Here is a 25295-nt window from a genome sequence, read left to right as displayed (position 1 = left end):
AGTTAGTCGTCCGATTTAGAGGAGTGGTTAGCGTTAAAGCTTGGAAACAGGTAGCTCTCTTCAATAGACACCGCCAACCACTGATCATTCCAGTTTTTTAACAACCAGAACTCAGGCAATTGATAATAGGTAATACGCTGGGGCTCTTCTTGGCCTTGATACCATACTTCGATGGTGTGTGGTGTATTTAACCGAGGCGTAAGGTCTGTGTAGGTCTGTGAGTCGACTTCCGTGCCCACAAGCTCTTTCCAACGTTGTGACAACTCTTGTGCATTGGTGACTTGAGGGAAGTCCGTACCTTTAAACTGGTAAACCCATTGATTATCTTGTTGAATGACGGACCACTTAGCAAAGTGTAACGCTTGAAGCTCTGCTTTTGGATTCAGGAGATAAGGATAAGGGCTATCAACCTGCGGTTCAGGCTCGATAAGGTACGCTTTGATCAATGTTGGAAGGTTTAGCACGCCAATAAAAGCGATCACACTGAACATGAGTATGTTGTTCCACCGGCGTCCACGATATCTCATCTGATTCTGCTCATCTAACCTATTGAACATTCAGTATATCGTGAAAGTGGCAATACTTTCTATGTTGTACAGATTTCTATCTATCAGAGGCTATATCAAGCAAGAACAATTGAGTTCCTCAAATTTTAGATATAAAAAAACCCAGCGATTAAACTGGGTTTTTCAATTCTTTCTTCTACTGAAGAAGAGCAAAAAAAGCATCAATTACTTGATTTTAGCTTCTTTGTACATAACGTGTTGGCGAACTACTGGATCAAACTTTTTGATCTCAAATTTGCCTGGCATGTTACGCTTGTTCTTATCAGTTGTGTAGAAGTGACCAGTACCTGCAGAAGATACTAGACGAATTTTCTCACGAATGCCTTTAGCCATTGCTTAATTCCTCTTAAACGTTTTCGCCACGTGCACGGATATCAACAAGAACAGCATCGATGCCTTTCTTATCAATGATACGCATGCCTTTAGCAGTTAGACGTAGTTTAACAAAACGTTTTTCGCTCTCTACCCAGAAACGATGAGTTTGTAGGTTCGGCAGAAAACGGCGCTTAGTAGCATTGCGTGCGTGTGAACGGTTGTTACCCGTTACTGGACGCTTACCAGTTACTTGGCATACTCGGGACATGAATGTCTTCTCCAATCGTTTCAGCTCGATATCAACCTTGGTGGCCGAACCTCTCTATCAATTAAAATAGAAGGTAAAAACCGTTATGGAAAATCCATACAAGGCTATCAAAGGTCGCGCATTATACTAACTTGACACGCATTGCTCAAGACCCGAACAGATCCTTTTTACGGATTTCGTGATCTTTTTTTGTGCAGCGCAGCTTGCTTGAGTAATCAGAGCTGATTTTAGGTCTAAAAATGTGGGCGGAATAATAGCAGATTTAACGCAACTAACAACCTAAAATGTGATTCAAATCCATCCACGCTCTGCAAAAGAGACAACTTCGCCATCTCCAACGACAAAATGGTCGAGAACTCGGATGTCCACCAGCGCTAATGCATCGGTTAATCGGCGTGTAATCCGTCTATCCGCTTGGCTAGGCTCCGCGACACCCGAAGGATGGTTATGAGCCAAGATTAATGCCGCCGCATTGTGATGAAGTGACCGTTTAACCACTTCCCGCGGGTAAACCGATGCGGCATCGATGGTTCCTTCAAACATCACCTCGTCCTTTATTACCCTATTTTGGTTATCGAGGAACAATATATAGAAGGCTTCTCGCTGGCGATCACGCAACATGCTCGAAAGATACAACTTAGTATGACTAGGGCTCGTGAGCGCATCTCCACGAGATAACGTCTCTGCTAGATAGCGCTGCGTCATCTCTAACACAGCCTGTAATTGAACATACTTGGCCTGACCCATCCCTTTATGGGCACAAAACTCTTCCTGCGTTGCTGAAAAAAGGTGACGGAGTGAGCCAAAGTCTTTGATCAACTTGTCAGCGAGTTCCAACACGTTCATTCCTTGTGTCCCTGTTCGCAGAAATATCGCGAGCAGTTCCGCATCACTCAAAGAATCAGGCCCTCGACTCAATAACTTTTCTCTCGGCATCGATTCGGCAGGCATTTTATCTATTGGCATATAAAAGCTAATCACTAGTCATGAACACGACCCACCACCTTAATGAGATCGTAATCAGAGATCCTTCGATAGAGATAAAAGGAAACGAGTCACTAGCAAAACCGTGTAATTGATAAGTTTGATAACACCAACTTGATGAGCGTCAAATCTGTTCTAATTCTGCTTCTAGGCACTAATCCTTTGTTCTGATATCGTAAGTCCCAGAGAAATTAAGGAACAGAATCATGCAAACATTGGTTAATCAACTGGATAACGCTGACCTACAAGGCCTAGCTGGGAAAAAAATCCTACTTGGCATTAGTGGTGGTATCGCTGCGTATAAATGTGCCGAACTGACTCGACGCTTAATTGAACGTGGAGCACAAGTACAAGTCGTGATGACAAATGCAGCCAAGGAGTTCATCACTCCTCTCACCATGCAAGCCGTCTCTGGAAGGCCAGTGTCTGATAGTTTGCTTGATCCTGCTGCTGAGGCTTCCATGGGGCACATCGAGCTCGCAAAGTGGGCTGACTTGGTATTACTAGCACCAGCAACCGCAGATCTAATTGCTCGCATGACAGCAGGCATGGGTAACGACCTACTGACCACTTTGGTTTTAGCAACCGATGCGCCAGTTGCGGTATCTCCAGCAATGAACCAGCAAATGTACAGCCACCCTGCCACTCAAGAGAACATCGCAACTCTAAAGCGTCGTGGTTGTGAAATTTGGGGGCCAGCAGCTGGCGAGCAAGCGTGTGGTGATGTCGGTATGGGTCGAATGTTAGAACCTATGCAGCTCGTGCATCGCTGTGAAGACTTCTTCCAACCTAAGCCGCTTACTGGCCGTTCTGTGCTTATTACTGCAGGCCCGACTCGTGAAGCGATTGACCCTGTGCGTTACATTACCAACCACAGCTCGGGCAAGATGGGCTACGCACTGGCTGAAGCAGCCGCTAGACAAGGCGCAACAGTCACTCTAGTCAGCGGCCCTGTATCACTCGCGACACCAAGCCAAGTGACTCGTATTGATGTCGACAGCGCTCAACAGATGTTTGATGCGGTTGCAGCAAGCGCTTCTCAACACGATATTTTCATCAGCTGCGCCGCGGTTGCCGATTACCGCCCTGAGACCATTGCAGACCAAAAGCTTAAAAAGGTCGACGGTAAAGACGACATGACCATTCAAATGGTTAAAAACCCAGATATCGTCGCTTCTGTCGCTTCGATGACGGAAGGACGCCCATTTACTGTCGGCTTCGCAGCAGAAACTCAAGATGTTGAGAAGTACGCACGCGGTAAACTGGAAAGAAAGAACCTCGATATGATCTGCGCCAACGACGTCTCAGTCGAAGGGCAAGGCTTCAATAGCAGCAGCAATGAGCTGCACCTTTATTGGAAAGGCGGCGATAAATCTCTGCCACTGGAAAGCAAAGACACACTTGGTTTCCAGATCCTCGCTCAGATCCAACAGCTTATTGATGCATAAACGCACAAATTTGCTCTGACAATCTGCTGACACCTCTCGATTCTGTTGACCTAGGGCTCACAAAACTAGGAAACAGAATTGAATGGTGTTTATAATCCTTCTTCACTCAATCCTCATCTTTAGGAAAGGAAGTAAATAGATGGCTGGTACTCGAAAATCAAACCGTCGTGAAGAAATCCTACAAGCTCTCGCACAAATGTTGGAATCGACCGAAGGTGCTTCTCGTATCACAACGGTAAAGTTGGCCAAGCAAGTTGGTGTTTCTGAAGCTGCGTTATACCGCCACTTCCCAAGCAAAGCCCGCATGTTTGAAGGCCTGATCGAGTTCATTGAAGAAGCGTTGATGTCTCGAATCAACCGCATTCTGGATGAAGAGAAAGACACGCTAGAGCGCATACGCCTAGTGCTACAACTTATCTTAGTTTTCTCAGAACGTAACCCAGGCCTGACTCGAATTTTGTCTGGTCATGCTCTAATGTTTGAAAATGAACGTCTGCGTGATCGCATCAACCAACTTTTCGAACGCATTGAGACGCAACTTCGCCAGATCCTGCGTGAAAGAAAGCTTCGTGAAGGGAAGTCATTCCCGGTTGATGAAAAAATCTTAGCCGCTCAACTGCTCGGTCAAGTTGAAGGCAGCTTGAATCGATTTGTTCGTTCAGATTTCAAATATCAACCGACAGAAAACTTTGATGCTTATTGGGCTCTGCTAAGCGCTCAGATTAAGTAACAATCAAATTAAGCAGCAATCAAATCTTAAGTGATGGTTATGACGACGAAAACTTCTCCGACAAACAGCACTGCACAACACGTTATTACTAAGCCACCTTTTACTCTGGCATTACTCCACCCTAAATACTGGGGAGTATGGTTCGGTTTTGGGTTATTGGCGCTTATCGTTAATGTTCTCCCTTATCGCCTCTTACTGCTGTTAGGCCGATCGTTAGGCTCTTTGGGTGCTCGCTATGGTAAAAAGCGCGTCGCGGTCGCAACACGTAACTTGGAACTCGCCTTCCCAGATAAGCCTGCAGATGAAGTCGCGGCTATGGTCAGTGAGAACTTCAAGAACACCGGTATGGCACTCATCGAAACGGGTATTACCTGGTTTTGGCCAACGTGGCGTTTCAAGCGAATCCTAGTAGATAAAGACACCCAAACACTGCGTACGCACAAAGCTAACGGTAAAGGTGTTTTGTTGTGCTGTGTGCATGCCTTAAACCTAGAGATCACTGCACGAGCAATGGCCGTTCTTGGTATTTCTGGTTTAGGTGTTTATCGCCCGCACAACAACCCAGCTTACGAGTTCATTCAATACCGTGGTCGTACTCAGAACGGCAACCGCCTGATTCACCGTAAAGACGTGAAGCGTATGATTCGAATCCTGCGTCAGGGTGAGATCCTTTTCTACCTACCGGATCATGACTACGGTCGTAACAAGTCTGTGTTTGTGCCTTTCTTCGCGGTAGAAGATGCATGTACCACAACAGGCACCAGTATTCTGGCTTACACTAGCCGATGTGCACTTGTTCCGGGGTCTGGTTTTAGAAATGCCGATGGCAAGTATGAGATCATGGCCGATGAGTCAATTGAAGATAACTATCCACAAAAAGATGAGAAAGCCGCCGCTGCCTACATGAACAGCTACCTTGAGAAGATTATCTTAAGAGCACCAGAACAGTGGATGTGGCTACACAAGCGCTTTAAGACCATGGAAGACCCAGAAGTGGAGCGCGGCATTCGTTATAAATAATGAATACTGAACCAAAAGAAAAGGGGCTGATGAATCATCAGCCCCTTGTGCATTCTATAGTCTAATTACGAGTAGTATTAGATGCCGTATTGAGCGCGGTACGCTTTTACTGACTCTAGGTGTGCTGCGTCTGTGCCTTTCTCTTCAAGGAAAGTCACCAAGTCAGTCAGGCTAACAATTGAGATGATTGCACAACCGAAGTCACGCTCAACTTCTTGAATCGCAGACAGCTCGCCTTTACCCTTCTCTTGACGGTCGATGGCAACAAGCACGCCCGCTAAATCAGCACCGTTTGCTTGGATGATTTCCATCGACTCACGAATCGCAGTACCTGCAGTGATCACGTCATCTACTAGCATGATGCGACCTTCCAGTGCGCTACCGACAAGGTTGCCGCCTTCACCGTGGTTTTTCGCTTCTTTACGGTTAAAGCAGTATGGCGTGTCCACATCGTGGTGATCTGCTAGTGCTACGGCTGTTGTCGTTGCAATTGGGATACCCTTGTATGCTGGGCCAAATAGTACATCGAACTCAATGCCAGAATCAGCCAATGCTGCTGCGTAGAAGCGACCTAAGCGTGCTAGGTCACGACCTGTATTAAACAATCCAGCATTGAAGAAGTAAGGGCTCTTACGGCCAGACTTTAAAGTAAACTCACCAAACTTAAGTACTTCTTTCTCTAGTGCAAATTCAATAAATTCACGTTGATATGCTTTCATGTTTTTCCTCTACGTTTATTCAATAAAACTTAACTTACGCTCTGCACTACTCTTTCGAGTTTTACAGACAAAAAAATAGCCCCTTAAAAAAGGAGCTATCTAATAATTATTCTGCTAACGCCGACTTCTGCGCTTCAACAATATCAGCAATACCCTTATTCGCCAGGGCTAAAAGCTGCATCAGCTCTTCGTGGCTGAACGGTTCGCCTTCTGCTGTGCCTTGAATCTCAATCATCTTACCGTCTTCCGTCATTACAACGTTCATATCGGTATCGGCTGCTGAGTCTTCAACGTACTCAAGGTCACACAGTGCTTGTGCACCAACGATGCCCACTGAAACTGCCGCTACGTGGCCTTTCATTGGGTTCTTTTTAAGTTTGCCGCTTGCTAGTAGGCTATTGATAGCATCAGCCATTGCAACGCTTGCACCTGAGATAGACGCAGTACGAGTACCGCCGTCTGCTTGGATAACATCACAATCGACAGTGATCATGATTTCACCCATTACTTTCAGATCAACAACAGCACGTAGGCTACGAGCGATTAGACGTTGGATTTCCATCGTACGACCACCTTGCTTGCCGCTCGCCGCTTCACGACGGTTACGAGTGTGCGTTGCACGTGGCAGCATGCCGTATTCAGCGGTTACCCAACCCTTTCCTTGGCCTTTTAACCAACGCGGTACATTTTCTTCTACCGTCGCATTACATAGAACTTTAGTGTTGCCGAACTCAACTAATACAGAACCTTCAGCATAAGCTGTGTAGTTACGAGTAATTTTAATTGGACGAATTTGATCTACAGCGCGGTCATTTGGACGCATTGGTATCTACCTTATTAACAGTCTGAAGTGATTTACTATCGAAAGAGTGCATCACCTAAGAAAGGGGTGAGACAGTTTTGATTGGGGCAAGATTATATAGCAGTTTACCGTGCAAATCTATTTACCGTTCAAAGCTATTTATCACGAAAGGCTATTTATAGTGAAAAGCGACAGGCTTCGAGAGCACACCATATCGTGATACTATGCGTGCGCGTTATTTTCAGAATGATAAAAGACAGGAAAATTCGATGATTTATAGTATGACCGCGTACGCACGCAAAGAAGTAAAAGGCGATTGGGGCAGCGCAGTATGGGAAATCCGTAGTGTAAACCAACGCTACCTAGAAACTTACTTCCGTATGCCTGAACAGTTCCGTGGTTTAGAGCCAATCTTGCGTGAGCGTTTCCGTAAGCGTCTAGCGCGCGGTAAGGTTGAATGTAACCTACGCTTTGAAGCAAACCCTGCTGCAAAGGGCGAGCTAAGCATTAACGAAGGTTTGGCTCAGCAAGTAATCAATGCGGCGAACCAAGTAATGACGATGACAGGCGAAGAGAGCCGTTTGAACCCATTCCAAGTCATGAACTGGCCTGGTGTGATGGAAACGCCAGAACAAGACATGGATGCTATCAACAAAGACCTGCTAGACGCATTCAACGATGCTATCGCAGAGTTCATTGATGCTCGTGCTCGTGAAGGTGAGAACATGAAGGCGCTAATCGTACAGCGCTTAGATGCAATCACTGAAGAAGTAGTGAAAGTTCGTGCGCGTATGCCTGAAATCCTAGAATGGCAACGTGAGCGTCTTCTTACCAAATTTGAAGATGCGAAAATCGAACTTGAAGGTTCTCGTGTTGAGCAAGAGCTTATCCTACTTGCGCAGAAGTCAGACGTAGCAGAAGAGCTAGACCGTCTAGACTCTCACGTGAAAGAAGCGAATGCAGTACTGAAAAAAGGTGGCGCTTGTGGCCGTAAGCTAGACTTCATGATGCAAGAGTTCAACCGTGAGTCAAACACGCTAGCGTCTAAGTCTATCAGCACAGACATCACTGCATCAGGCGTAGAGCTTAAGGTTCTTATCGAACAGATGCGTGAGCAAATTCAAAACATTGAGTAACAGTCTGTAAGCTAAACACGATAGAGAGTAATCAGCCTAATCTGTGTTGATTAACTAACAGTGTTGATTAGATCAAAATGAGCTCCTAGTTTTTTAGGGGCTTTTTTTATGGATACAGTAATGACTATCAGGATGACTAAGTGAGCAGGTTATTACTTAGGAGATGTACTTAGCACAAAAGATAGATACAGCGATAGATAGAACGAGATAACGGACGTAAGACAGAATTTTTGAATATTTAGAGAGGGTATTGCAAGTGAAGGAGAGTATTACGGTAAAGCTGAGGGGGAAACAGATTTGAGAGAGAAAGTGACGCAAGTTGCTAATGCAACCTGCGCCGACTTAAAATCTTATAGAGCTACAACGTTTGCAGCTTGAAGACCTTTTTGGCCTTGCTCTACTTCGAAAGACACTTGTTGGCCTTCTTTAAGAGTCTTGAAACCTTCAGAAGCGATTGCACGGAAGTGTACGAATACGTCAGCGCCGCCGTTGTCTTGAGTTAGGAAACCGAAGCCTTTCTCTTCGTTAAACCATTTTACTACGCCGTTTACTTTGTTAGACATGATGTGTCCCTTATATAAAAATAAAAAATTAATCGCCAAAAGTGCGATGCGCTGAAAGCTTGAATTATTTAATGTATCTATGAAGCTAAGGGAAACACTGAGAATAACAATGAAGCAATACTAAGGGTTTTACTTTACAACTGGATGTTTCATTTAATAACCCTGAGAACAGAGCGACGCCATTCTTGGTGATCTGAGCCTGCTTGTAAAGCGTTATTTGGACAATTTGATGTTTTTTTGTTCAACTGGCTTAAATTAAAAGCCCAACGATATCGTTGGGCTTCATTTATAAAACTTTAACCTTCAAAGTGTTACTCATCTGGCTGCTTAGTTCTGAGGTCTACATACGGCCAATAATGATGTCCAACACGAATCAACAATGTTGCTGCGGCCAAGATAAATGCAGCTAAAGATAACCAAACGATCAATACAGCATCGAGCTCTTTCATGCCCAAAGTGATGTAACGAGCAATCGCCATCATCGCGATATAAATCGGGTATCGCACTGGAATCTTACCGTTCATCACAAACTGCTGAACCATCGCCAACACTTCTAGATAGATAAACATCAGCAGAATGTCGGTCAATTGCACTCGGCGTTCAGCGAAGACATGCATGAACTCTTCGACCATCGCAAACAAGGTCGCGAGCGTGATCGCCACCAGCAATACCGCTTCCATAATGTGGAATACTTTTAAAAACGGCTTACTAAAAGATCTAGGTAAGTTAGAAGGCATAGTCACTCTTCAAAAAATAATTAATCCAGTCTCTACAATAGCATGCATCAATATAAGTCGCGTACTCTCAAAGCATCGACTTTAGGATAACGCCACCAGTTACATGTCTAGGGACGGCAAATACAAAAATGGCCCTACATTCAATGCAGAGCCACCTATGAGTCTTTTACTTAACGCCTGTTACTTAACAAACGCTACTTACCGATCAGCCTTATAGCAGAATCAGATAAGTTAAGAACACCACACACAGTCCGTAGATAAGTGGGTGAACTTCTTTGCGCTTGCCCGCGACAACCATAGTGAATGCGTAGCTGATGAAACCCATCGCCATACCGTTCGCTGGTGAGAAGCTTAGTACTGTGAACATGATAGTGAAGAAAGCTGCAATGCGTGATTCTTTCTTCTCCCAGTTGATCTGACCAAGACGACCTACCATGTAGATGCCCACCACGACCATCGCAGGCGCAACCATAGCTGCGGAGAAGATAGAGAAGATTGGGTATAGGAATAGCGAGATTAGGAACAAACCTGCAACCATCACCGCCGCTAAGCCCGTTTTCGCACCTTGAGAAGACGCAATGCCAGACTCAGAGAAAGCAGTGATCGATGTGGTACCAAGAATTGAACCAATCACCGTACCGCCCGCATCTGCCACTAGAGCCGATTTCGCGTTTGGCACCTTACCGTCTTTATCGATGATACCCGCATCACGGCCAACGCCAACAATCGTGCTCAAGCCATCAAAGAAATCGACAATCAGGAAGATAAGTACGATGAACAGTAGGTCGAACATTTTCTCTGGCGTGAAAGCTGAGAAATCAAAGATAGCGCCAAAGCTGCCAGCCATGCTTGGTGGCATAGCAATAAACTGTTCTGGGATTGGTGCGTTTGAAGTGCCCATGAAGACGTCAGCAAGAATCGTCAACACAATAGCTGAAACGAACGAGATGAACGTTGCTAGCTTGATGTCACGAACCATACAACCCAATGCGATAAAGATACTCACGTAAGCAATGATCACTTTTGGATCGGAAATGTCGCCTAAGCCAACCAATACGAATGGGTTAGAAACGATGATGCCCGCATTCTTAAGACCTAAGAAAGCGATGAACAGTCCGAGAGACACGGTAATCGCCAACTTCAAATCTTCAGGAATCGATTCAATCATCGATTTACGAATATTAGTTAACGAGAACGCGAGGTACAGGATACCTGACAGGAAGATGCCGAACAGCGCCTCATTCCAAAGTACTGCGACTGAACCACTTAATAGTAAGCCTTTGAAGAAGCCGTTCATGCTCATGCCCGGCGCAAGCATCACTGGGTAGTTGCCCCAAATGCCCATAATTAGGGTTGCGATTGCCGCAGACAGAGCCGTTGCAGTAAACACGGCACCTTTGTCCATGCCTGGAATATCACCCAAAATTGCTGGGTTAACCGCCAGAATGTAACTCATCGCCAAGAAAGTAATGAAACCCGCGTACAGCTCAGTGCCAATCGTGGTTTTTCTTTCAGTGATTTTAAACATCGAATCAAGCGAGCCAGAGGTGTTCTGGGCTTTCAGGGTGGAATCGGTACTCACAACAAAACCTTTGCAATAAATTAAGAATTTGGTGATTCAAATGCTGTGAGAATAGAGAGGTCTCTACACTAAAAACTGTAGTCACCGAGGTAGGCTCGGTAGTAGAAACATCTAGTCTAGTAGGGTCTGTTGGCCCTTCGAGATGATTTTTGCAGCGAGTTGTTGGGGATTTCGACAAGGCAGAGACTTTGAAGTGTAGCTAGCCTACATAAGAAGTCGATAACGCAGTAGAAATCACCAACAAACGCTGCCCGAAGGGTTCGGCTAAAATCGTTTTATGCTTTGTTAAGGAGTCTTTACTTAGAATGCTAGGTTACAAACTCCTTGCCGCGCCTAAAACGATTTTTTCTCGAACAAAACTCCATCGCGAAAGGTCAACAGACCCTAGATATATACAGCATTTAATCGTTTGCGCGGATTGTAAGGATTGAGATTAAAACTTCAACAAATTTTGTCCAGATCACATAAAAAAGTACCGATGATGAGTCATTACATTTATGCAAAGATCCTTGAGAAGATCATTTGCTAATAAATAACGATCAAGCCAGTTGTTCTCAATCATCTAAATATGCTACTCTTCGCCTCCATTTTTCTGGCCTAATTTTCACCAGTTGCTTCTATTAGTTTTACTCGTTATCTCTTAATAGACGTAACCAACGGAACAACAATTAGAGTCAGTGCTATCTTTTATAGTGTAGGTTTATTGCCTTCACTCAATCCAACCAACAGTGGAAATATACAGATGGGCAAAGGTACTCTTTACATCGTATCTGCACCTAGTGGCGCAGGTAAGTCGAGCTTGATCTCAGCAATGCTAGAAACCAATCCAACCTACGCAATGAAGGTATCTGTTTCACACACCACTCGCGGTATGCGCCCTGGTGAAGAAAATGGTGTTCACTACCACTTCGTAGAGAAGCATCATTTTGAAGACCTTATTACTAAAGGTGAATTCCTAGAGTACGCTGAAGTGTTCGGCAACTACTACGGTACTTCACGCGTTTGGATTGAAGAAAACCTAAACCGCGGTATCGATGTATTCCTAGATATCGACTGGCAAGGTGCTCGTCAGATCCGTGAACAAATGCCTCAAGCGAAGAGTGTCTTCATTCTTCCACCATCAAATGGTGAACTAGAGCGTCGTTTGAATGTTCGCGGTCAAGACAGCGACGAAGTTATTGCGAAACGCATGAGCGAAGCAAAATCAGAGATTTCTCACTATGCAGAATATGATTATGTGATCGTGAATGACGACTTTGATGCAGCCCTAATGGACTTCAGAGCTATCATTCGTGCGGAGCGCTTAAAAGAAGATAAGCAAGCAGCGAAATACAGCGGCATGCTTACAGCACTACTGGCGGAATAATCTAGAACTAGATTTTCCATTGAGATAAGTATACGGTGATCTAGAAAGTCTCTAGTTAAACTTGTATACTTTCTCGTCATCAAAAATTTATTAGTTAATTACTATTTGGAGTCCTCATGGCACGCGTAACTGTTCAAGACGCTGTTGAAAAAGTTGGCAACCGTTTCGACCTAGTTCTTATTGCGGCTCGCCGCGCACGTCAAATGCAAACTGGCGGCAAAGATTCACTAGTGCCTGAAGAAAACGATAAGCCAACGGTTATCGCTCTTCGCGAAATCGAAGAAGGTCTTATCACTAAAGACGTACTAGATGCTCGTGAACGTCAAGAGCAACAAGAGCAAGAAGCGGCTGAACTTGCAGCAGTAAGCAGTATCGCTCACACTCGTTAAGAACGTCATTCGAACTAATTAACCTTCCGGGCCTTTAATTTGTATCTATTCGATAGCCTCAAAGACGTTGCCCAAGAATACCTAACAGAGCCTCAAATTGAGGCTCTGCGTCAATCTTATGTGGTAGCGAGAGACGCCCATGAAGGGCAAACCCGCTCAAGCGGTGAACCATACATTATCCACCCTGTAGCTGTTTCAAGAATCCTGGCAGAAATGCGTCTGGATATCGAAACCCTGCAAGCTGCTCTACTTCATGACGTGATTGAAGACTGTGATGTCACTAAAGAAGATCTAGAGGAAAAATTTGGCAATACCGTTGCTGAATTGGTTGATGGTGTATCTAAGCTGGATAAGCTTAAATTTCGTGATCGCAAAGAAGCGCAAGCAGAGAACTTCCGCAAGATGGTTCTCGCCATGGTGCAAGACATCCGCGTTATCTTGATCAAATTAGCTGACCGTACTCACAACATGCGCACGCTTGGGGCACTTCGTCCTGACAAAAAGCGTCGTATTGCTCGTGAAACCCTAGAGATTTATTCTCCACTAGCTCACCGTCTTGGTATTCATAACATCAAGACCGAGCTAGAAGAGCTGGGCTTTGAAGCCCTCTATCCTAACCGTTATCGCGTACTTAAAAACGTAGTGAAAGCTGCGCGTGGTAACCGTAAGGAAATGATCCAACGTATCCATAGCGAAATTGAAGGCCGCCTTGAAGAGGTAGGTTTACCTGCTCGCGTACTTGGTCGTGAAAAGAACCTGTTCTCCATCTATAACAAGATGAAAACCAAAGAGCAGCGCTTCCACACCATTATGGACATCTACGCTTTCCGCGTAGTGGTTGATACACCAGATACTTGTTATCGCGTACTTGGTCAGGCTCACAGCCTGTACAAGCCTCGCCCTGGCCGCATGAAAGATTACATTGCGGTACCAAAAGCCAACGGCTACCAATCTCTGCACACGTCAATGATCGGCCCTCACGGGGTGCCAGTTGAGGTTCAGATCCGTACTGAAGATATGGATCAAATGGCAGACAAAGGTGTCGCAGCGCACTGGTCTTACAAAGGCAATGGCTCACGCAGCAGTAATGGCACAACCGCACAGGTTAAAGCACAACGTTGGATGCAGAGCTTACTTGAGCTGCAACAAAGCGCGGGTAACTCATTCGAATTCATTGAAAACGTTAAGTCTGATCTGTTCCCAGATGAGATCTTCGTGTTCACGCCGAAGGGTCGCATTGTCGAACTTCCTGCAGGCGCAACAGCGGTCGATTTTGCTTACGCGGTGCATACCGACGTCGGCAACATGTGTGTAGGTGCTCGTGTAGACATGAACCCTTACCCACTCAGCAAATCGCTGAAGAACGGTCAAACGATTGAGATCATCAGTGCTCCGGGCGCACGTCCGAATGCAGCATGGCTCAACTACGTGGTGACCTCACGCGCACGTACTAAGATCCGTCAGGTTCTGAAAACCATGCGTCGTGAAGAGTCGATCACGCTAGGCCGTCGTTTACTGAATCATGCACTTGGCGAACACTCTATTGCCGATATCGGCCAAGAGAATCTAGAACATGTATTGTCTGACTTACGCCTAGAAAGCGTTGAAGACTTACTGGCGTCGATTGGTCTTGGTGAGCTGATGAGTATCGTTATTGCTCGTCGCCTGCTTGGTGATGCTGACGAATTGACTGAAGTAGAAAACAACAGCGACACACCGAGGAAGAAACTTCCAATCCGTGGTGCTGAAGGTCTACTACTGACGTTCGCTAACTGCTGTCACCCGATTCCAGATGATCACATCATTGCTCATGTATCTCCAGGTCGTGGCCTTGTGGTTCACCGTGAAACGTGTCCAAACGTTCGTGGTTACCAGAAAGAACCAGACAAATACATGGCGGTTGAATGGTCTGACGATTACGACCAAGAGTTCACAGCTGAGCTTCAGGTTGATCTGCAGAACCACCAAGGTGCACTGGCTGAGTTAACTAACGTTATCTCGAAAACAGGCTCTAACATTCACGGTATTTCAACCGAAGAACGTGACGGGCGCCTGTACACAGTGACAATCTTGCTGACCACCAAAGATCGTGTTCACCTTGCAAGTATTATGAAGAAGCTACGTGTGATGCCACACGCGCTGAAAGTAAGACGTCGTAAGAACTGATCAAAATAAAGATGAGGGATTCGAGATGGCTAGATGCGAAGAGCAAAAGACTTCGTGACTCACCATCTTGGCTCCATATCTGCTTTTAGTTTTTTTGAATATCGATAGATAAAGCAGATGAGAGATACGAGTCTCGAGATGCGAAGAGCAAAAGCTTTTCACCACTCAACTCTTCGTATTTCGAGTCTGCTTTAATTTTTATACCACCCTGTTCTTTTCGTATCTCGTTTACTCGCACCCCGTATCCGCTCTTAATCTTTTCGCATCTCGTTTACCCGTACCCCGCATCTGCTCTTCATCCCTTCGAATCTCGTTTACCCGCATCCCGCATCTGCTCCTAATCTGCTCTTACGCTTTATCCTGTACAAAAATCCAGTAAAATGCTTGAATAGATTATCTCTCTTACGTTTATGAGCCTTGTTATGTCACAGCTTTTATCTGCTATCCCTCTCAACTCTTTATCTGGAGTCGGCGCAAAAGTCGCAGAGAAACTGGAGAAGGTTGGGCTTAACAACGTACAAGACTTACTGTTTCACCTTCCTTTACGCTACGAAGATAGAACACGCATCTATCCGATCGTAAAACTGCACGCAGGCTTATGGGCTGCAGTGCAAGGCAAGGTGATGCACGTCGATACTATTTTCGGTAAACGTAAGATGCTCGCAGTAAAAATCAGCGATGGTAACGGCACTATCACGCTGCGCTTTTTCAACTTTACGGCAGGAATGAAGAATAACTTTACCGAAGGCAAACAAGTACATGCCTACGGTGAGATCAAGCGCGGTAATATGGGGCTTGAGATTGTTCACCCTGACTACAAGTTCTTTGCACCAAGGCAGCAACCAGATGTGGAAGCGAACCTAACTCCGGTGTACCCAACCACCGAAGGGCTAAGACAAGTCACACTGCGCAACCTCACTGATCAAGCGCTCGACCTGATAGACAAAGCGGCCGTTAACGAGCTTCTCCCATCAGGTTTATACGACCACCAAATCACCCTTGCACAAGCACTGCATACCATTCACAGACCACCTCCGGGCATTGACCTAGAGCTGTTTGATGAAGGTAAACACCCTGCGCAGCTGCGCCTGATTATGGAAGAGCTGCTGGCTCAAAACCTGTCGATGTTGTCTGTTCGAAGCAAAGGACAGCAAGACAAGGCGATGCCTTTTCCTCCAGTGAATACTCTGAAAGATAAGCTGTTGGCTCAGCTGCCGTTTTCTCCAACCAATGCTCAAGCACGAGTGACTAAAGAGATCGAAGCTGACCTTGAGAAGCCGCACCCTATGATGCGTTTAGTGCAGGGTGATGTGGGCTCAGGTAAAACCTTAGTTGCTGCACTCGCAGCTGTTCGGGCACTCGAACACGGTCAGCAAGTAGCACTGATGGCACCGACTGAGCTACTCGCAGAACAGCACGCAATCAACTTTGCTAACTGGTTTGAGGCGATGGGCATTCAAGTTGGGTGGCTAGCAGGTAAACTCAAAGGCAAAGCTCGTGAAACCGAACTAGCCCGTATTGCCAGTGGCGAAGCGCAAATGGTGGTCGGTACTCATGCCCTGTTCCAAGAGCATGTCGAGTTCAAAAACCTTGGTCTAGTGATCATTGATGAGCAACACCGATTTGGTGTCCACCAGCGATTAGAGCTGCGTGAGAAAGGCGCCAAACAAGGCTATTACCCACATCAGTTGGTGATGACCGCAACACCGATTCCGCGAACACTCGCCATGACAGCCTATGCCGATCTCGAAACCTCAATCATTGATGAGCTACCACCGGGACGAACACCGATTCAAACCGTAGCGATCCCTGATACTAAACGTGATGATATTGTCGAACGGGTGCGTAATGCGTGTCTCAATGAGGGTAAACAAGCCTATTGGGTATGTACGCTGATTGATGAGTCCGAAGTATTAGAAGCACAAGCCGCCGCAGACACCGCAGAAGAGCTGCAACGTAAACTACCAGATGTAAAAATTGGCTTGGTGCACGGCCGAATGAAGCCCGCAGAGAAACAAGCGGTAATGCGAGAGTTCAAAGAGAACAAGCTTCATCTGTTGGTTGCGACTACCGTGATTGAAGTGGGTGTGGATGTTCCGAATTCGAGTTTAATGATCATCGAGAACCCAGAACGTCTTGGCCTAGCGCAACTACACCAATTACGAGGCCGTGTTGGCCGTGGCTCGGTCGCAAGTCATTGTGTATTGCTGTATCACTCACCGCTATCTAAAACCGCTCAGAAACGTTTAGGTGTACTTCGTGAAAGTAACGATGGCTTTGTGATTGCACAGCGTGACTTAGAGATTCGTGGCCCCGGCGAACTACTTGGCACCAAGCAAACAGGCTTGGCGGATTTCAAGATTGCCGACTTGGTACGAGACCAACGTTTAATCCCTGAAGTTCAGCGTATTGCGCGTCATATTCATGATAGCTACCCAGACAACGCCAAGGCGATCATCAACCGCTGGCTGGGTGAACGCGATGTTTATTCGAAGGCTTAGTTAGCCCTCATATTCCTGCTTAAAACGCAAAAAGACTTCCATCTGGAAGCCTTTTTCATGCGCGTTACTTTCATCAATCAAGAGCGAGATTCCCTACTCGTTCGTTCCTCACGATAGGGAATGACGATCAAAATAAACTTCCGTCATCAAGGTCCATAGTTAGCAATTCGTCATCCCCGAGAGGGAAGAATGACCGAGTAGGGGGATCTCTTAACAGCTCCCTAAACCGAACTTATCGTCATCATACGGACCGATAATAACTAGGGCTTAACAGGGAAACTGATCTGCGCTTTTAAGCCACCTTCACTGCGGTTATTGACCACAACGGCACCTTGGTGCTGGCTGACAATACGCTTAACAATTGCCAAGCCTAAGCCCGTACCTTCGCTGCCACGAGCCGTGTCACCACGCGTGAAAGGTTCAAACAACTTACCAATTTGGTCTTGTGGAATACCCGGGCCATTATCTTCGACTGTCACCCAAGCAAGCTTGTTATCCGCTGTCATACCAGTTGATACCTTAACCCAGCCATTGCCGTAACGCAGCGCATTCACCACCAAGTTACTCACCGCGCGCTTCATCGCAATTGGGTTGCCCAGTGCTGGCTTCATTGACTCTGGAATATCGGTTTCAATCTGAACCTCGTAACCACCCTCAGAGCTCGATACCTCACGAGCAATATCATCGACGAACACCGCTTGGAATGAATCTCGGTCGACCGGCTTTAGGTAATCCATGAACTGGCTGATGATCTCATTACACTCTTCGGTATCACTGATGATCCCTTCCGCTAAGTAGGCATCCTCTGGTGACATCATCTCAGTCGCTAAGCGAATACGCGTTAACGGAGTACGCAAATCATGGCTGATACCCGCCATCAACAAGGCGCGGTCTTCTTCTAGCTCTTGGATGCCTTTCGACATCTGGTTAAAGGCTCGAGTTACCGAGCGAATCTCTTGTGCGCCTTGAACTGGCAATGGTGGTGGAATATCACCTCGCCCGACACCTTGCGCCGCTTTCTCTAGCGCTATCAACGGCCGGTTTTGCAAACGAATAAACAACCAACCACCCGCGACAATCAACAACGCCATGATCAGGCTGTTACGGAATAGCGGTGCAAAATCTTCTTCTTGCAGCTCAGACAGCGGAATACGAATCAAAGAGTTAGGCAGCTGCGCAATGTCCATCCACAACACATAGCTTTCATTACCCAAGATCAGCCGCACTTCGGTTTCAGACCCCAGCTCTTTGGTCATCTCCTCACTCATCAAGTCGATTGCGACCGCATGGTAATACTCACCCGCCGCTTCGCTGTCCTTGGCGTGAACGGTTACCCCAAGCTGCTCAAGCACACGTTGACGCAGTGGCGCATCAATCTCGATATCACTGCCTTGGTCCAATACCAGATTTAACTCGTGAGCCAGAATCTTATTAAACTGCTGCAAACTCGGCATCAACGCATAGTTAAACACCGCGTAATAAGAAAAAATTTGGCTGGCCACCAACAGGGTTAAAAAGAGCACTATCGACTGAGTAAAGGAGCTACGTATGCGCATAGAAGACCTAAAGTTAGGGGTGATAAAGTGTTATATGACTATAACCCTAAACCCTTGTGCTGAATACAAAACGGGCCATCACATATTAATGAGATGACCCGTAAATAAAGAATTCTGATTCACAGAATCGATAAAGCTGCTTTTGAGCTTATAAAACTGGATTACACAGCTTTGCCATCTGGAACGAATACATAACCTAAGCCCCACACCGTTTGGATGTAGCGAGGTTTGCTTGGATCTTCTTCAACTAGACGACGCAGACGTGAAATCTGCACATCGATAGAACGTTCCATTGCTGAATACTCACGGCCACGAGCCATGTTCATCAGCTTATCGCGAGACATTGGCTCACGAGCATTCGTTACCAATGACTTAAGTACCGCAAATTCACCCGAAGTAAGAGGCATTGGCTCTTCACCGCGGAACATTTCACGCGTACCTAGGTTCAAGCGGAACTCACCAAATTCAACCACAGACTCTTCTGTGCTTGGTGCGCCCGGTGCTTCAATGACTTGGCGACGCAGTACTGCTTTAATACGAGCAAGCAGTTCACGTGGGTTGAATGGTTTTGGTAGGTAATCATCAGCACCCACTTCCAAGCCCACAATACGATCCACTTCGTCACCCTTTGCCGTCAGCATCAGGATCGGTAGCGAGTTGTTTGCGTTTCTTAGACGACGACAAATCGAAAGACCATCTTCGCCCGGCAACATTAAGTCCAATACCATCAAGTGAAAGTTTTCACGGGTTAACAGGCGGTCCATCTGCTCACTGTTTGCCACGCTACGCACTTGAAAGCCTTGCTCTGACAGATAGCGCTCTAACAAAGCACGTAAACGAGCATCGTCATCGACCACTAAAATTTTGTAGTTTTCTTGCATGTAATGGTTCCACCTATTAAAGCTTAAACCTAAGGTTAAGCATTCTTGGTAAATTGTATATTGGTATAAGACATTAAAAATGTAACATTATTGGAGAAAAAGTCGCCTAAATAATTGTTAACGTATGTTGCCTTTCTATATATTCTATCTTAGATCATCATTTCATTAAGTCAGATTTATGAAAACCAAACTTATCACCCGAGAAGGTTATAACAAACTCAAAGCAGAACATGACCACTTATGGCATGAGAAGCGTCCAGAAATCACCAAAATAGTCACTTGGGCTGCAAGCCTAGGAGATCGTTCAGAAAACGCAGATTACACCTTCAATAAGCGTTTGCTTCGACAAATTGATCGCCGAGTGCGTTTCTTAAGAAAGTTCCTACCTGATGTCACGATCGTGGATTACTCACCACAACAAGAAGGTAAGGTATTTTTCGGTGCTTGGGTCGAAATTGAGAATGATGATGGGGAATTTAAGAAGTTTCGAATTGTCGGCCCAGAAGAGATCTACGGCGATGCTAAAGGCTATATCTCTATCGACTCACCAATGGCTAGAGCTCTGCTCAAGAAAGAAGTGGATGATGAGTTTACGGTAAAAACACCGGAAGGCGACAAAGAGTGGTTCATTAACTCGATCAGCTACGCAGACAACGAATAACCAAGCTTAATAGACACTTAGCGATGAGCTGAGTGTTCAAGCAAACTCAAACTCCAGATAAAAGAAAACCCCGCAAGGCTTTCGCCTAGCGGGGTTAAGTCTCTATCGCAGCAATCCGGCTACTGTTTATCTCTTCGAGATAAGGTGCTCCCTGCATCTTTCCTTGATAGTGGCTAAATCCTTTAACCAATTTCCTTTTTGTTCATCGCCATCCTAGCGGTGTCCATTCTAGCCTGTCATCCTGACTGGCGAATCTCATCCAGAGATTATCACTTCCTTGCTGACCACTCATCCTAAGTAATCAAATCTTCATCCTGAAGATACCTAGTCCATTAGGCTTTTTCCTGTTCCTGCCAACTCCCTGTCGACAAGTTAAATATTACGGTAATTGAGCGAGTTTCCTAGATAGTCGCAAAAAACATTTCAGGTAGGAAATACGCCCATAAACACACAATCAAATAAAATCAGTCACTTACGGTCATTTTAGGACGATATCATCGGTTTAAAGCGACTTAGTCTCACATCACTTGTAAGAGATCTCGCACAAAGCAGGTATCAGAAACGGAAATTCGACTTCTGACAGGATAATTACACAGCCAAAGCTAGAAAAAGCGTACGCTCACCCCCATGTATTTGTCATGATATTAAATAAGAGATTCATCGGATGAGCCAAGCTATCTGTCGACTGATCGCTGAAGAACTGAATGTCCGTTCTGAGCAAGTCACTGCCGCAGTAAACCTAATTGACGACGGTAACACCGTTCCCTTTATTGCCCGCTACCGTAAAGAAGTTACGGGTGGCTTAGACGATACCCAACTACGTAACCTTGATAGCCGCCTTTCTTATCTTCGCGAGCTAGACGATCGTCGCCAAACGATTCTTAAGTCGATTCAAGACCAAGGAAAACTCACGCCAGAACTCGAGCGTGATATCACTCAAGCAGACAGCAAGACTCGCCTAGAAGATTTATACCTGCCATACAAACCAAAGCGCCGTACCAAAGGTCAGATCGCAATTGAAGCGGGCTTAGAGCCACTCGCCGATAGGTTATGGAATGAACCACAGCACGATCCGGAAACGGAAGCCGCTAACTTCATCAGCAACGATAAAGGCATTGCCGATACAAAAGCTGCACTGGATGGCGCACGTGCGATCATCATGGAGCGCATTGCGGAAGACGCAAACCTGCTTGAAAAGATTCGCCAACACCTAAACCGCAATGCAGAGCTTGGTGCTCGTGTTGTGGCTGGCAAAGAGAACGAAGGTGAGAAGTTCAAAGACTACTTCGAGCATAACGAAGCTCTGAGCAAAGTACCGTCTCACCGTGCACTTGCCATGTTGCGTGGCCGAAATGAAGGCTTCCTAACACTGGCAATGAACGCAGACCCAGAGCAAGAAGAAGGTGTACGTGGTTCATACTGCGAAAACATCATCTCTGATCACTACGGCATTACCCTAAGCAGCGCACCTGCGGATGCTTGGCGTAAGCAAGTGATTAGCTGGGCATGGCGCATCAAGGTTTCTATGCACATGGAAACTGAATTGATGGGCGCGATGAAAGAGCGTGCAGAGATCGAAGCGATTGAAGTATTCGCAACCAACCTGAAAGACCTGCTGATGGCGGCGCCTGCTGGCCCTCGAGCAACCTTAGGCTTGGACCCGGGTTTACGTACCGGTTCGAAAATCGCTGTCGTGGATTCAACCGGTAAGGTTCTGGCAACAGAAACGATTTACCCTCACCCACCGCAAAAGCAATACGATAAATCTGCACACGTGGTTGAGCAGATGGTTCGTCAATACAATGTTGATTTGATTGCGATTGGTAACGGCACGGCTTCACGCGAAACCGACAGCTTTGTGGCTGATGTAATTAAGCGTGGCAACCTAAAAGCGCAAAAGATCATTGTTAGCGAAGCGGGCGCATCGGTGTATTCTGCGTCTGAACTAGCAGCAAAAGAGTTCCCGAACATGGATGTATCAATCCGTGGTGCGGTGTCTATTGCTCGTCGTCTACAAGATCCACTGGCAGAGCTAGTGAAGATTGACCCTAAATCGATCGGTGTAGGCCAATACCAACACGATGTGAGCCAAACCATGCTCGCTAAGCGCCTCGATGCGATTGTCGAAGACTGTGTAAACGCGGTTGGTGTTGATGTGAATACCGCTTCGGCTGCGCTACTGACTCGTGTTGCTGGCCTGTCTAGCACCATCGCTCAGAACATCGTGGACTTCCGTGATGAAAATGGTCGTTTTGAAGCACGTACTACACTGAAAAAAGTCGCTCGCTTGGGGCCAAAAGCCTTTGAACAGTGTGCTGGTTTCCTACGTATCATGGACGGCAAAAACCCTCTCGATGCATCATCGGTTCACCCAGAAGCTTACCCATTAGTGAAAGCCATCGCCGAGAAAAACCACAAAGACATTAAGTCTCTGGTGGGTAATACAGACTTCTTACGTGGTTTACATGCGGTTGATTACACCAATGAGAACTTCGGTGTTCCTACGATAACCGACATCATCAAAGAGCTCGATAAACCGGGCCGTGACCCTCGCCCTGAATTTAAAACTGCAACCTTCGCCGATGGCGTTAACAGTGTTTCAGATCTAGAACCGGGCATGATCTTAGAAGGTGTGGTATCGAACGTGGCTAACTTTGGTGCCTTCGTTGATATTGGTGTTCACCAAGATGGTTTAGTGCATATTTCAGCGCTCACCGATCGCTTTGTCTCTGACCCACGTGAAGTGGTGAAAGCCGGTGACATCGTCAAGGTGAAGGTAATGGAAGTCGATGTTCAGCGTAAGCGTATTGCGCTAAGCATGCGTATGAAAGATGAACCAGGCCAAGACAACCGCGCGCAACGTTCAAGTGCACCTCGCACGCAAAACCGCCCGAACCAAAATTCACAAGGTGGACAACGCCGTCGTGAGGAGCCGCAACAAAACGCAGCGATGGGTGGTGCGTTCGCTGCTGCATTTGCTAAAGCGAAAAAATAATCCGTTAGCTCATCTAAAAAACGGATTCGCCTAAAACAAAAAACCTGCATCCCTTAGGGTATGCAGGTTTTTATTATGTGTTCAAAAAAGACATCGAAGCTTGGTTGTACTCTTCGTGCTTATACTCAAAATAATTGGAGTTGCAGCTAGGCAACAAGTAAGTTCAGCCCTATGAGCATAGGGGTTCTATGTGATTAGGGTGAACTTACGCAGTTAACAACGCTGCGGCTTCAAGTATGAAGAGTATAATTACAACACGACCAGCATCTCTGATGGAGCATGAGGCGCAACAGCATGACCATAATGATATTTTATGACCTTACGTCGTTTCTCCATCTGTCCCTCCTGAATCGCCGCATCTAAAACATGCTTTGGCAGGCGAAAACGCATGGTATAGCCCTTTCCTTGGTCAGCACTGTAAGTTCTCAGTGCCAACAAGCTGAACAACCTATCAAAAGGATCTTGTGGCTCTTCTTGGCTAATCGAATTGGCCTCTGACTCGTTCTCCATTTCATAACCCGGATGGTCTGAAGGATCCCAAGCCGACTGCTGCCTTCGCTTATCGTCCGATTTTACCTTTCGCTCTGCATTGGTTTTCGCCAACGCTACTGCGGGAGCAACAGGCTCTCGAACTCTATTATCACGCGCAACTTGCTCTGTTTGCACATTAACGGACGGGGCGATAAGTGGCACACTCACTGCAGTTGCAGGTGACACAATCATCGCGAACTCCTCAAGAATCGCCCATCACTATTGCCATAACACTGTTGTACCGAGAACGCACAACAGGCATAGCCCAACTTAGCGCAATCAACTCTGGAGAGAGTTAGGTCTGAGTATCATGCAACACGTTGGTGTTATACCAATCGTAGTAAATAACTGCTCATCCTAGCTTGTTAAAATGCTCGATAACGGCGTTAGAGCTTTTGATTGTAGAATAACTACTTATCAAAAAGCTCTGCCTTGTTCTCAAGCCTTTTTCCTACGCTATTTTTGAACACTTACTTACTTTGATTGGTATTAGGTTATATATCGACCAAGCCGGATATATATTTAGCAATTATTTTTGTGCGAAGCTGACAAGCTCACTGCAAAAGGCATCGGCTTCGGTCATAAACGGTGCATGCGAAGACTGAGTGAAAATGTATTGCTCAGTATGAGGCAGAGCATTCCCCAAGTCTTTTGCAACCTTGATTGGCACCAATCCATCTAATCGACCATACAAGCGCAGCATTGGCACTGAAATCTCAGGCAGTTGTTCACGCAGATCGACATCCGACAACATCTTTAATCCTGCCAATAATGATTCAGGGTTCGGCAACGGGCGAGACAGCACCGCTTGCTTGAGCTGTTTTACATCTTGCCTTGCTGAAGGGCTACCCATGGCTTGCAATGCCATAAAGCGTTCGATGGTGGTTTGGAAATCTTCAACTAGCTGTTCGGTGAATGCGCTTAATACGTTGGGCTGAATGCCTCGCCATAACACGGGCTCTTTTGCAGCCGCGAATTTCGGAGAGCTGGCGACAGTCACCAACTTGCTTACGTAATCTGAGTGATGGAGAGCCATGTGCGTTGCGACCAAACCTCCAAGTGACCAACCTACCCAAATCGCTTGCTTTGGTGCTTCGGCCAACAGTTGCTGAGCAATCTCTTCAAGATCTTGAGCGTGGCAGTGCGCGCTGTGTCCATACCCTGGCAAATCGACAACATGCACTCGAAAATTAGCTTGTAATGCATTTACGGTTTGCTGCCATACCGCACCGTTCATTCCCCAGCCGTGAACCAGTACTAAATCAGGCCCTTGCCCAGAAACATGCCAATATAACGCGTCACTCATTCTCAATATTCCCTACTTTTTCCATCAGCGATAATCCGCGCTTTTCAGTATGGTTAGCAAAAGGAACACCATA

At 46.2% G+C, this 25295-nt stretch carries 23 protein-coding genes; 10 read left to right on the top strand and 13 right to left on the bottom strand.

Annotated features, from left to right (window positions below; translation table 11 throughout):
• Positions 1 to 2: 2 nt before the first annotated feature.
• The 4 genes from MSG38_RS21435 to radC all read right to left on the bottom strand — a co-directional run bounded on the left by MSG38_RS21435 (position 3) and on the right by radC (position 2115).
• Positions 3 to 527 carry a hypothetical protein gene (locus MSG38_RS21435; RefSeq protein WP_050652114.1) on the bottom strand — a complete coding sequence of 175 codons (525 nt, stop codon included), beginning with the start codon at positions 525 to 527 and terminating at the stop codon, positions 3 to 5.
• A 204-nt stretch (positions 528 to 731) separates the two neighbouring features.
• A complete protein-coding gene (rpmG, locus tag MSG38_RS21430; RefSeq protein ID WP_002535344.1) occupies positions 732 to 899 on the bottom strand; it encodes a 50S ribosomal protein L33 in 168 nt (55 codons plus the stop codon).
• 13 nt (positions 900 to 912) lie between these two features.
• Positions 913 to 1149, bottom strand: coding sequence for a 50S ribosomal protein L28 (gene rpmB / locus MSG38_RS21425; protein ID WP_004728407.1), 237 nt, complete (start codon positions 1147 to 1149; stop codon positions 913 to 915).
• A 291-nt stretch (positions 1150 to 1440) separates the two neighbouring features.
• A complete protein-coding gene (radC, locus tag MSG38_RS21420; protein ID WP_050619728.1) occupies positions 1441 to 2115 on the bottom strand; it encodes a DNA repair protein RadC in 675 nt (224 codons plus the stop codon).
• A 224-nt stretch (positions 2116 to 2339) separates the two neighbouring features.
• On the opposite strand from radC, the gene coaBC reads away from it, so the two are divergent.
• The 3 genes from coaBC to lpxL all read left to right on the top strand — a co-directional run bounded on the left by coaBC (position 2340) and on the right by lpxL (position 5331).
• Entirely contained in the window at positions 2340 to 3581 is a 1242-nt protein-coding gene (gene coaBC, locus MSG38_RS21415; RefSeq protein ID WP_050652094.1) for a bifunctional phosphopantothenoylcysteine decarboxylase/phosphopantothenate--cysteine ligase CoaBC, read from the top strand.
• A gap of 139 nt (positions 3582 to 3720) precedes the next feature.
• The gene (gene slmA / locus MSG38_RS21410; protein ID WP_004741428.1) at positions 3721 to 4311 is read left to right on the top strand and encodes a nucleoid occlusion factor SlmA; all 591 of its coding nucleotides are present in this window, start codon (positions 3721 to 3723) and stop codon (positions 4309 to 4311) included.
• Positions 4312 to 4350: 39 nt separating this feature from the next.
• Positions 4351 to 5331, top strand: a complete 981-nt coding sequence (gene lpxL, locus MSG38_RS21405; protein WP_050652095.1) for an LpxL/LpxP family Kdo(2)-lipid IV(A) lauroyl/palmitoleoyl acyltransferase — start codon at positions 4351 to 4353, stop codon at positions 5329 to 5331.
• 77 nt (positions 5332 to 5408) lie between these two features.
• On the opposite strand, the gene pyrE is transcribed toward lpxL, so the two are convergent.
• Both pyrE and rph read right to left on the bottom strand, forming a co-directional pair.
• Positions 5409 to 6050, bottom strand: coding sequence for an orotate phosphoribosyltransferase (gene pyrE, locus MSG38_RS21400; RefSeq protein ID WP_017059267.1), 642 nt, complete (start codon positions 6048 to 6050; stop codon positions 5409 to 5411).
• A gap of 106 nt (positions 6051 to 6156) precedes the next feature.
• Positions 6157 to 6873, bottom strand: a complete 717-nt coding sequence (gene rph, locus MSG38_RS21395; RefSeq protein WP_019826449.1) for a ribonuclease PH — start codon at positions 6871 to 6873, stop codon at positions 6157 to 6159.
• 248 nt (positions 6874 to 7121) lie between these two features.
• On the opposite strand from rph, the gene MSG38_RS21390 reads away from it, so the two are divergent.
• The gene (locus MSG38_RS21390; RefSeq protein WP_050644489.1) at positions 7122 to 7988 is read left to right on the top strand and encodes a YicC/YloC family endoribonuclease; all 867 of its coding nucleotides are present in this window, start codon (positions 7122 to 7124) and stop codon (positions 7986 to 7988) included.
• 350 nt (positions 7989 to 8338) lie between these two features.
• Here MSG38_RS21390 and MSG38_RS21385 read toward each other — a convergent pair whose 3' ends face one another.
• The 3 genes from MSG38_RS21385 to MSG38_RS21375 form a co-directional block, all read right to left on the bottom strand.
• Positions 8339 to 8551 carry a cold-shock protein gene (locus MSG38_RS21385; RefSeq protein WP_017071067.1) on the bottom strand — a complete coding sequence of 71 codons (213 nt, stop codon included), beginning with the start codon at positions 8549 to 8551 and terminating at the stop codon, positions 8339 to 8341.
• 311 nt (positions 8552 to 8862) lie between these two features.
• Positions 8863 to 9288: a phosphate-starvation-inducible PsiE family protein gene (locus tag MSG38_RS21380; protein WP_050652097.1), complete on the bottom strand. Its 426-nt coding sequence runs from the start codon at positions 9286 to 9288 to the stop codon at positions 8863 to 8865.
• A gap of 211 nt (positions 9289 to 9499) precedes the next feature.
• On the bottom strand, positions 9500 to 10870 hold the full coding sequence (locus MSG38_RS21375) for an NCS2 family permease (RefSeq protein ID WP_017062465.1): 1371 nt from the start codon (positions 10868 to 10870) through the stop codon (positions 9500 to 9502).
• A gap of 742 nt (positions 10871 to 11612) precedes the next feature.
• Here MSG38_RS21375 and gmk point away from each other — a divergent pair.
• From gmk to recG, 4 genes are all read left to right on the top strand, one after another.
• On the top strand, positions 11613 to 12236 hold the full coding sequence (gene gmk / locus MSG38_RS21370) for a guanylate kinase (RefSeq protein ID WP_017062466.1): 624 nt from the start codon (positions 11613 to 11615) through the stop codon (positions 12234 to 12236).
• Positions 12237 to 12352: 116 nt separating this feature from the next.
• Positions 12353 to 12625, top strand: a complete 273-nt coding sequence (gene rpoZ / locus MSG38_RS21365; RefSeq protein ID WP_009848003.1) for a DNA-directed RNA polymerase subunit omega — start codon at positions 12353 to 12355, stop codon at positions 12623 to 12625.
• A gap of 39 nt (positions 12626 to 12664) precedes the next feature.
• On the top strand, positions 12665 to 14791 hold the full coding sequence (gene spoT / locus MSG38_RS21360; RefSeq protein WP_048612458.1) for a bifunctional GTP diphosphokinase/guanosine-3',5'-bis pyrophosphate 3'-pyrophosphohydrolase: 2127 nt from the start codon (positions 12665 to 12667) through the stop codon (positions 14789 to 14791).
• Positions 14792 to 15213: 422 nt separating this feature from the next.
• Positions 15214 to 17292 (top strand): ATP-dependent DNA helicase RecG, encoded by a 2079-nt coding sequence (gene recG / locus MSG38_RS21355; protein ID WP_248402547.1) that lies wholly within the window; start codon positions 15214 to 15216, stop codon positions 17290 to 17292.
• 260 nt (positions 17293 to 17552) lie between these two features.
• Here the strand turns inward: recG and envZ are convergent, their stop codons facing one another.
• Both envZ and ompR read right to left on the bottom strand, forming a co-directional pair.
• Positions 17553 to 18848, bottom strand: a complete 1296-nt coding sequence (envZ, locus tag MSG38_RS21350) for a two-component system sensor histidine kinase EnvZ (RefSeq protein ID WP_048612456.1) — start codon at positions 18846 to 18848, stop codon at positions 17553 to 17555.
• A 161-nt stretch (positions 18849 to 19009) separates the two neighbouring features.
• Positions 19010 to 19729 (bottom strand): two-component system response regulator OmpR, encoded by a 720-nt coding sequence (ompR, locus tag MSG38_RS21345; protein ID WP_008218409.1) that lies wholly within the window; start codon positions 19727 to 19729, stop codon positions 19010 to 19012.
• 178 nt (positions 19730 to 19907) lie between these two features.
• Here ompR and greB point away from each other — a divergent pair, with 178 nt between their 5' ends.
• Complete coding sequence (greB, locus tag MSG38_RS21340) at positions 19908 to 20390, top strand: transcription elongation factor GreB (RefSeq protein ID WP_248402546.1); 483 nt, start codon at positions 19908 to 19910, stop codon at positions 20388 to 20390.
• Positions 20391 to 21054: 664 nt separating this feature from the next.
• Positions 21055 to 23385: a Tex family protein gene (locus MSG38_RS21335; RefSeq protein WP_248402545.1), complete on the top strand. Its 2331-nt coding sequence runs from the start codon at positions 21055 to 21057 to the stop codon at positions 23383 to 23385.
• 249 nt (positions 23386 to 23634) lie between these two features.
• On the opposite strand, the gene MSG38_RS21330 is transcribed toward MSG38_RS21335, so the two are convergent.
• Together MSG38_RS21330 and bioH are read right to left on the bottom strand one after the other, a co-directional pair.
• A complete protein-coding gene (locus MSG38_RS21330; protein WP_048618565.1) occupies positions 23635 to 24108 on the bottom strand; it encodes a hypothetical protein in 474 nt (157 codons plus the stop codon).
• A gap of 337 nt (positions 24109 to 24445) precedes the next feature.
• A complete protein-coding gene (bioH, locus tag MSG38_RS21325; protein ID WP_248402544.1) occupies positions 24446 to 25222 on the bottom strand; it encodes a pimeloyl-ACP methyl ester esterase BioH in 777 nt (258 codons plus the stop codon).
• Positions 25223 to 25295 lie beyond the last annotated feature (73 nt).

Source organism: Vibrio sp. 1CM24A, from assembly GCF_023161725.1.
Classification (GTDB): Bacteria; Pseudomonadota; Gammaproteobacteria; order Enterobacterales; family Vibrionaceae; genus Vibrio; species Vibrio coralliirubri.
This window is presented reverse-complemented; position numbering and strand designations above follow the sequence as displayed.

What these genes read in the sequence shown, in the direction of transcription:
- MSG38_RS21435 (WP_050652114.1), bottom strand. Translation starts at nt 527, where the DNA reads ATGAGATATCGTGGACGCCGGTGGAACAACATACTCATGTTCAGTGTG.
- rpmG (WP_002535344.1), bottom strand. Translation starts at nt 899, where the DNA reads ATGGCTAAAGGCATTCGTGAGAAAATTCGTCTAGTATCTTCTGCAGGT.
- rpmB (WP_004728407.1), bottom strand. Translation starts at nt 1,149, where the DNA reads ATGTCCCGAGTATGCCAAGTAACTGGTAAGCGTCCAGTAACGGGTAAC.
- radC (WP_050619728.1), bottom strand. Translation starts at nt 2,115, where the DNA reads ATGCCAATAGATAAAATGCCTGCCGAATCGATGCCGAGAGAAAAGTTA.
- coaBC (WP_050652094.1), top strand. Translation starts at nt 2,340, where the DNA reads ATGCAAACATTGGTTAATCAACTGGATAACGCTGACCTACAAGGCCTA.
- slmA (WP_004741428.1), top strand. Translation starts at nt 3,721, where the DNA reads ATGGCTGGTACTCGAAAATCAAACCGTCGTGAAGAAATCCTACAAGCT.
- lpxL (WP_050652095.1), top strand. Translation starts at nt 4,351, where the DNA reads ATGACGACGAAAACTTCTCCGACAAACAGCACTGCACAACACGTTATT.
- pyrE (WP_017059267.1), bottom strand. Translation starts at nt 6,050, where the DNA reads ATGAAAGCATATCAACGTGAATTTATTGAATTTGCACTAGAGAAAGAA.
- rph (WP_019826449.1), bottom strand. Translation starts at nt 6,873, where the DNA reads ATGCGTCCAAATGACCGCGCTGTAGATCAAATTCGTCCAATTAAAATT.
- MSG38_RS21390 (WP_050644489.1), top strand. Translation starts at nt 7,122, where the DNA reads ATGATTTATAGTATGACCGCGTACGCACGCAAAGAAGTAAAAGGCGAT.
- MSG38_RS21385 (WP_017071067.1), bottom strand. Translation starts at nt 8,551, where the DNA reads ATGTCTAACAAAGTAAACGGCGTAGTAAAATGGTTTAACGAAGAGAAA.
- MSG38_RS21380 (WP_050652097.1), bottom strand. Translation starts at nt 9,288, where the DNA reads ATGCCTTCTAACTTACCTAGATCTTTTAGTAAGCCGTTTTTAAAAGTA.
- gmk (WP_017062466.1), top strand. Translation starts at nt 11,613, where the DNA reads ATGGGCAAAGGTACTCTTTACATCGTATCTGCACCTAGTGGCGCAGGT.
- rpoZ (WP_009848003.1), top strand. Translation starts at nt 12,353, where the DNA reads ATGGCACGCGTAACTGTTCAAGACGCTGTTGAAAAAGTTGGCAACCGT.
- recG (WP_248402547.1), top strand. Translation starts at nt 15,214, where the DNA reads ATGTCACAGCTTTTATCTGCTATCCCTCTCAACTCTTTATCTGGAGTC.
- envZ (WP_048612456.1), bottom strand. Translation starts at nt 18,848, where the DNA reads ATGCGCATACGTAGCTCCTTTACTCAGTCGATAGTGCTCTTTTTAACC.
- ompR (WP_008218409.1), bottom strand. Translation starts at nt 19,729, where the DNA reads ATGCAAGAAAACTACAAAATTTTAGTGGTCGATGACGATGCTCGTTTA.
- greB (WP_248402546.1), top strand. Translation starts at nt 19,908, where the DNA reads ATGAAAACCAAACTTATCACCCGAGAAGGTTATAACAAACTCAAAGCA.
- MSG38_RS21335 (WP_248402545.1), top strand. Translation starts at nt 21,055, where the DNA reads ATGAGCCAAGCTATCTGTCGACTGATCGCTGAAGAACTGAATGTCCGT.
- MSG38_RS21330 (WP_048618565.1), bottom strand. Translation starts at nt 24,108, where the DNA reads ATGATTGTGTCACCTGCAACTGCAGTGAGTGTGCCACTTATCGCCCCG.
- bioH (WP_248402544.1), bottom strand. Translation starts at nt 25,222, where the DNA reads ATGAGTGACGCGTTATATTGGCATGTTTCTGGGCAAGGGCCTGATTTA.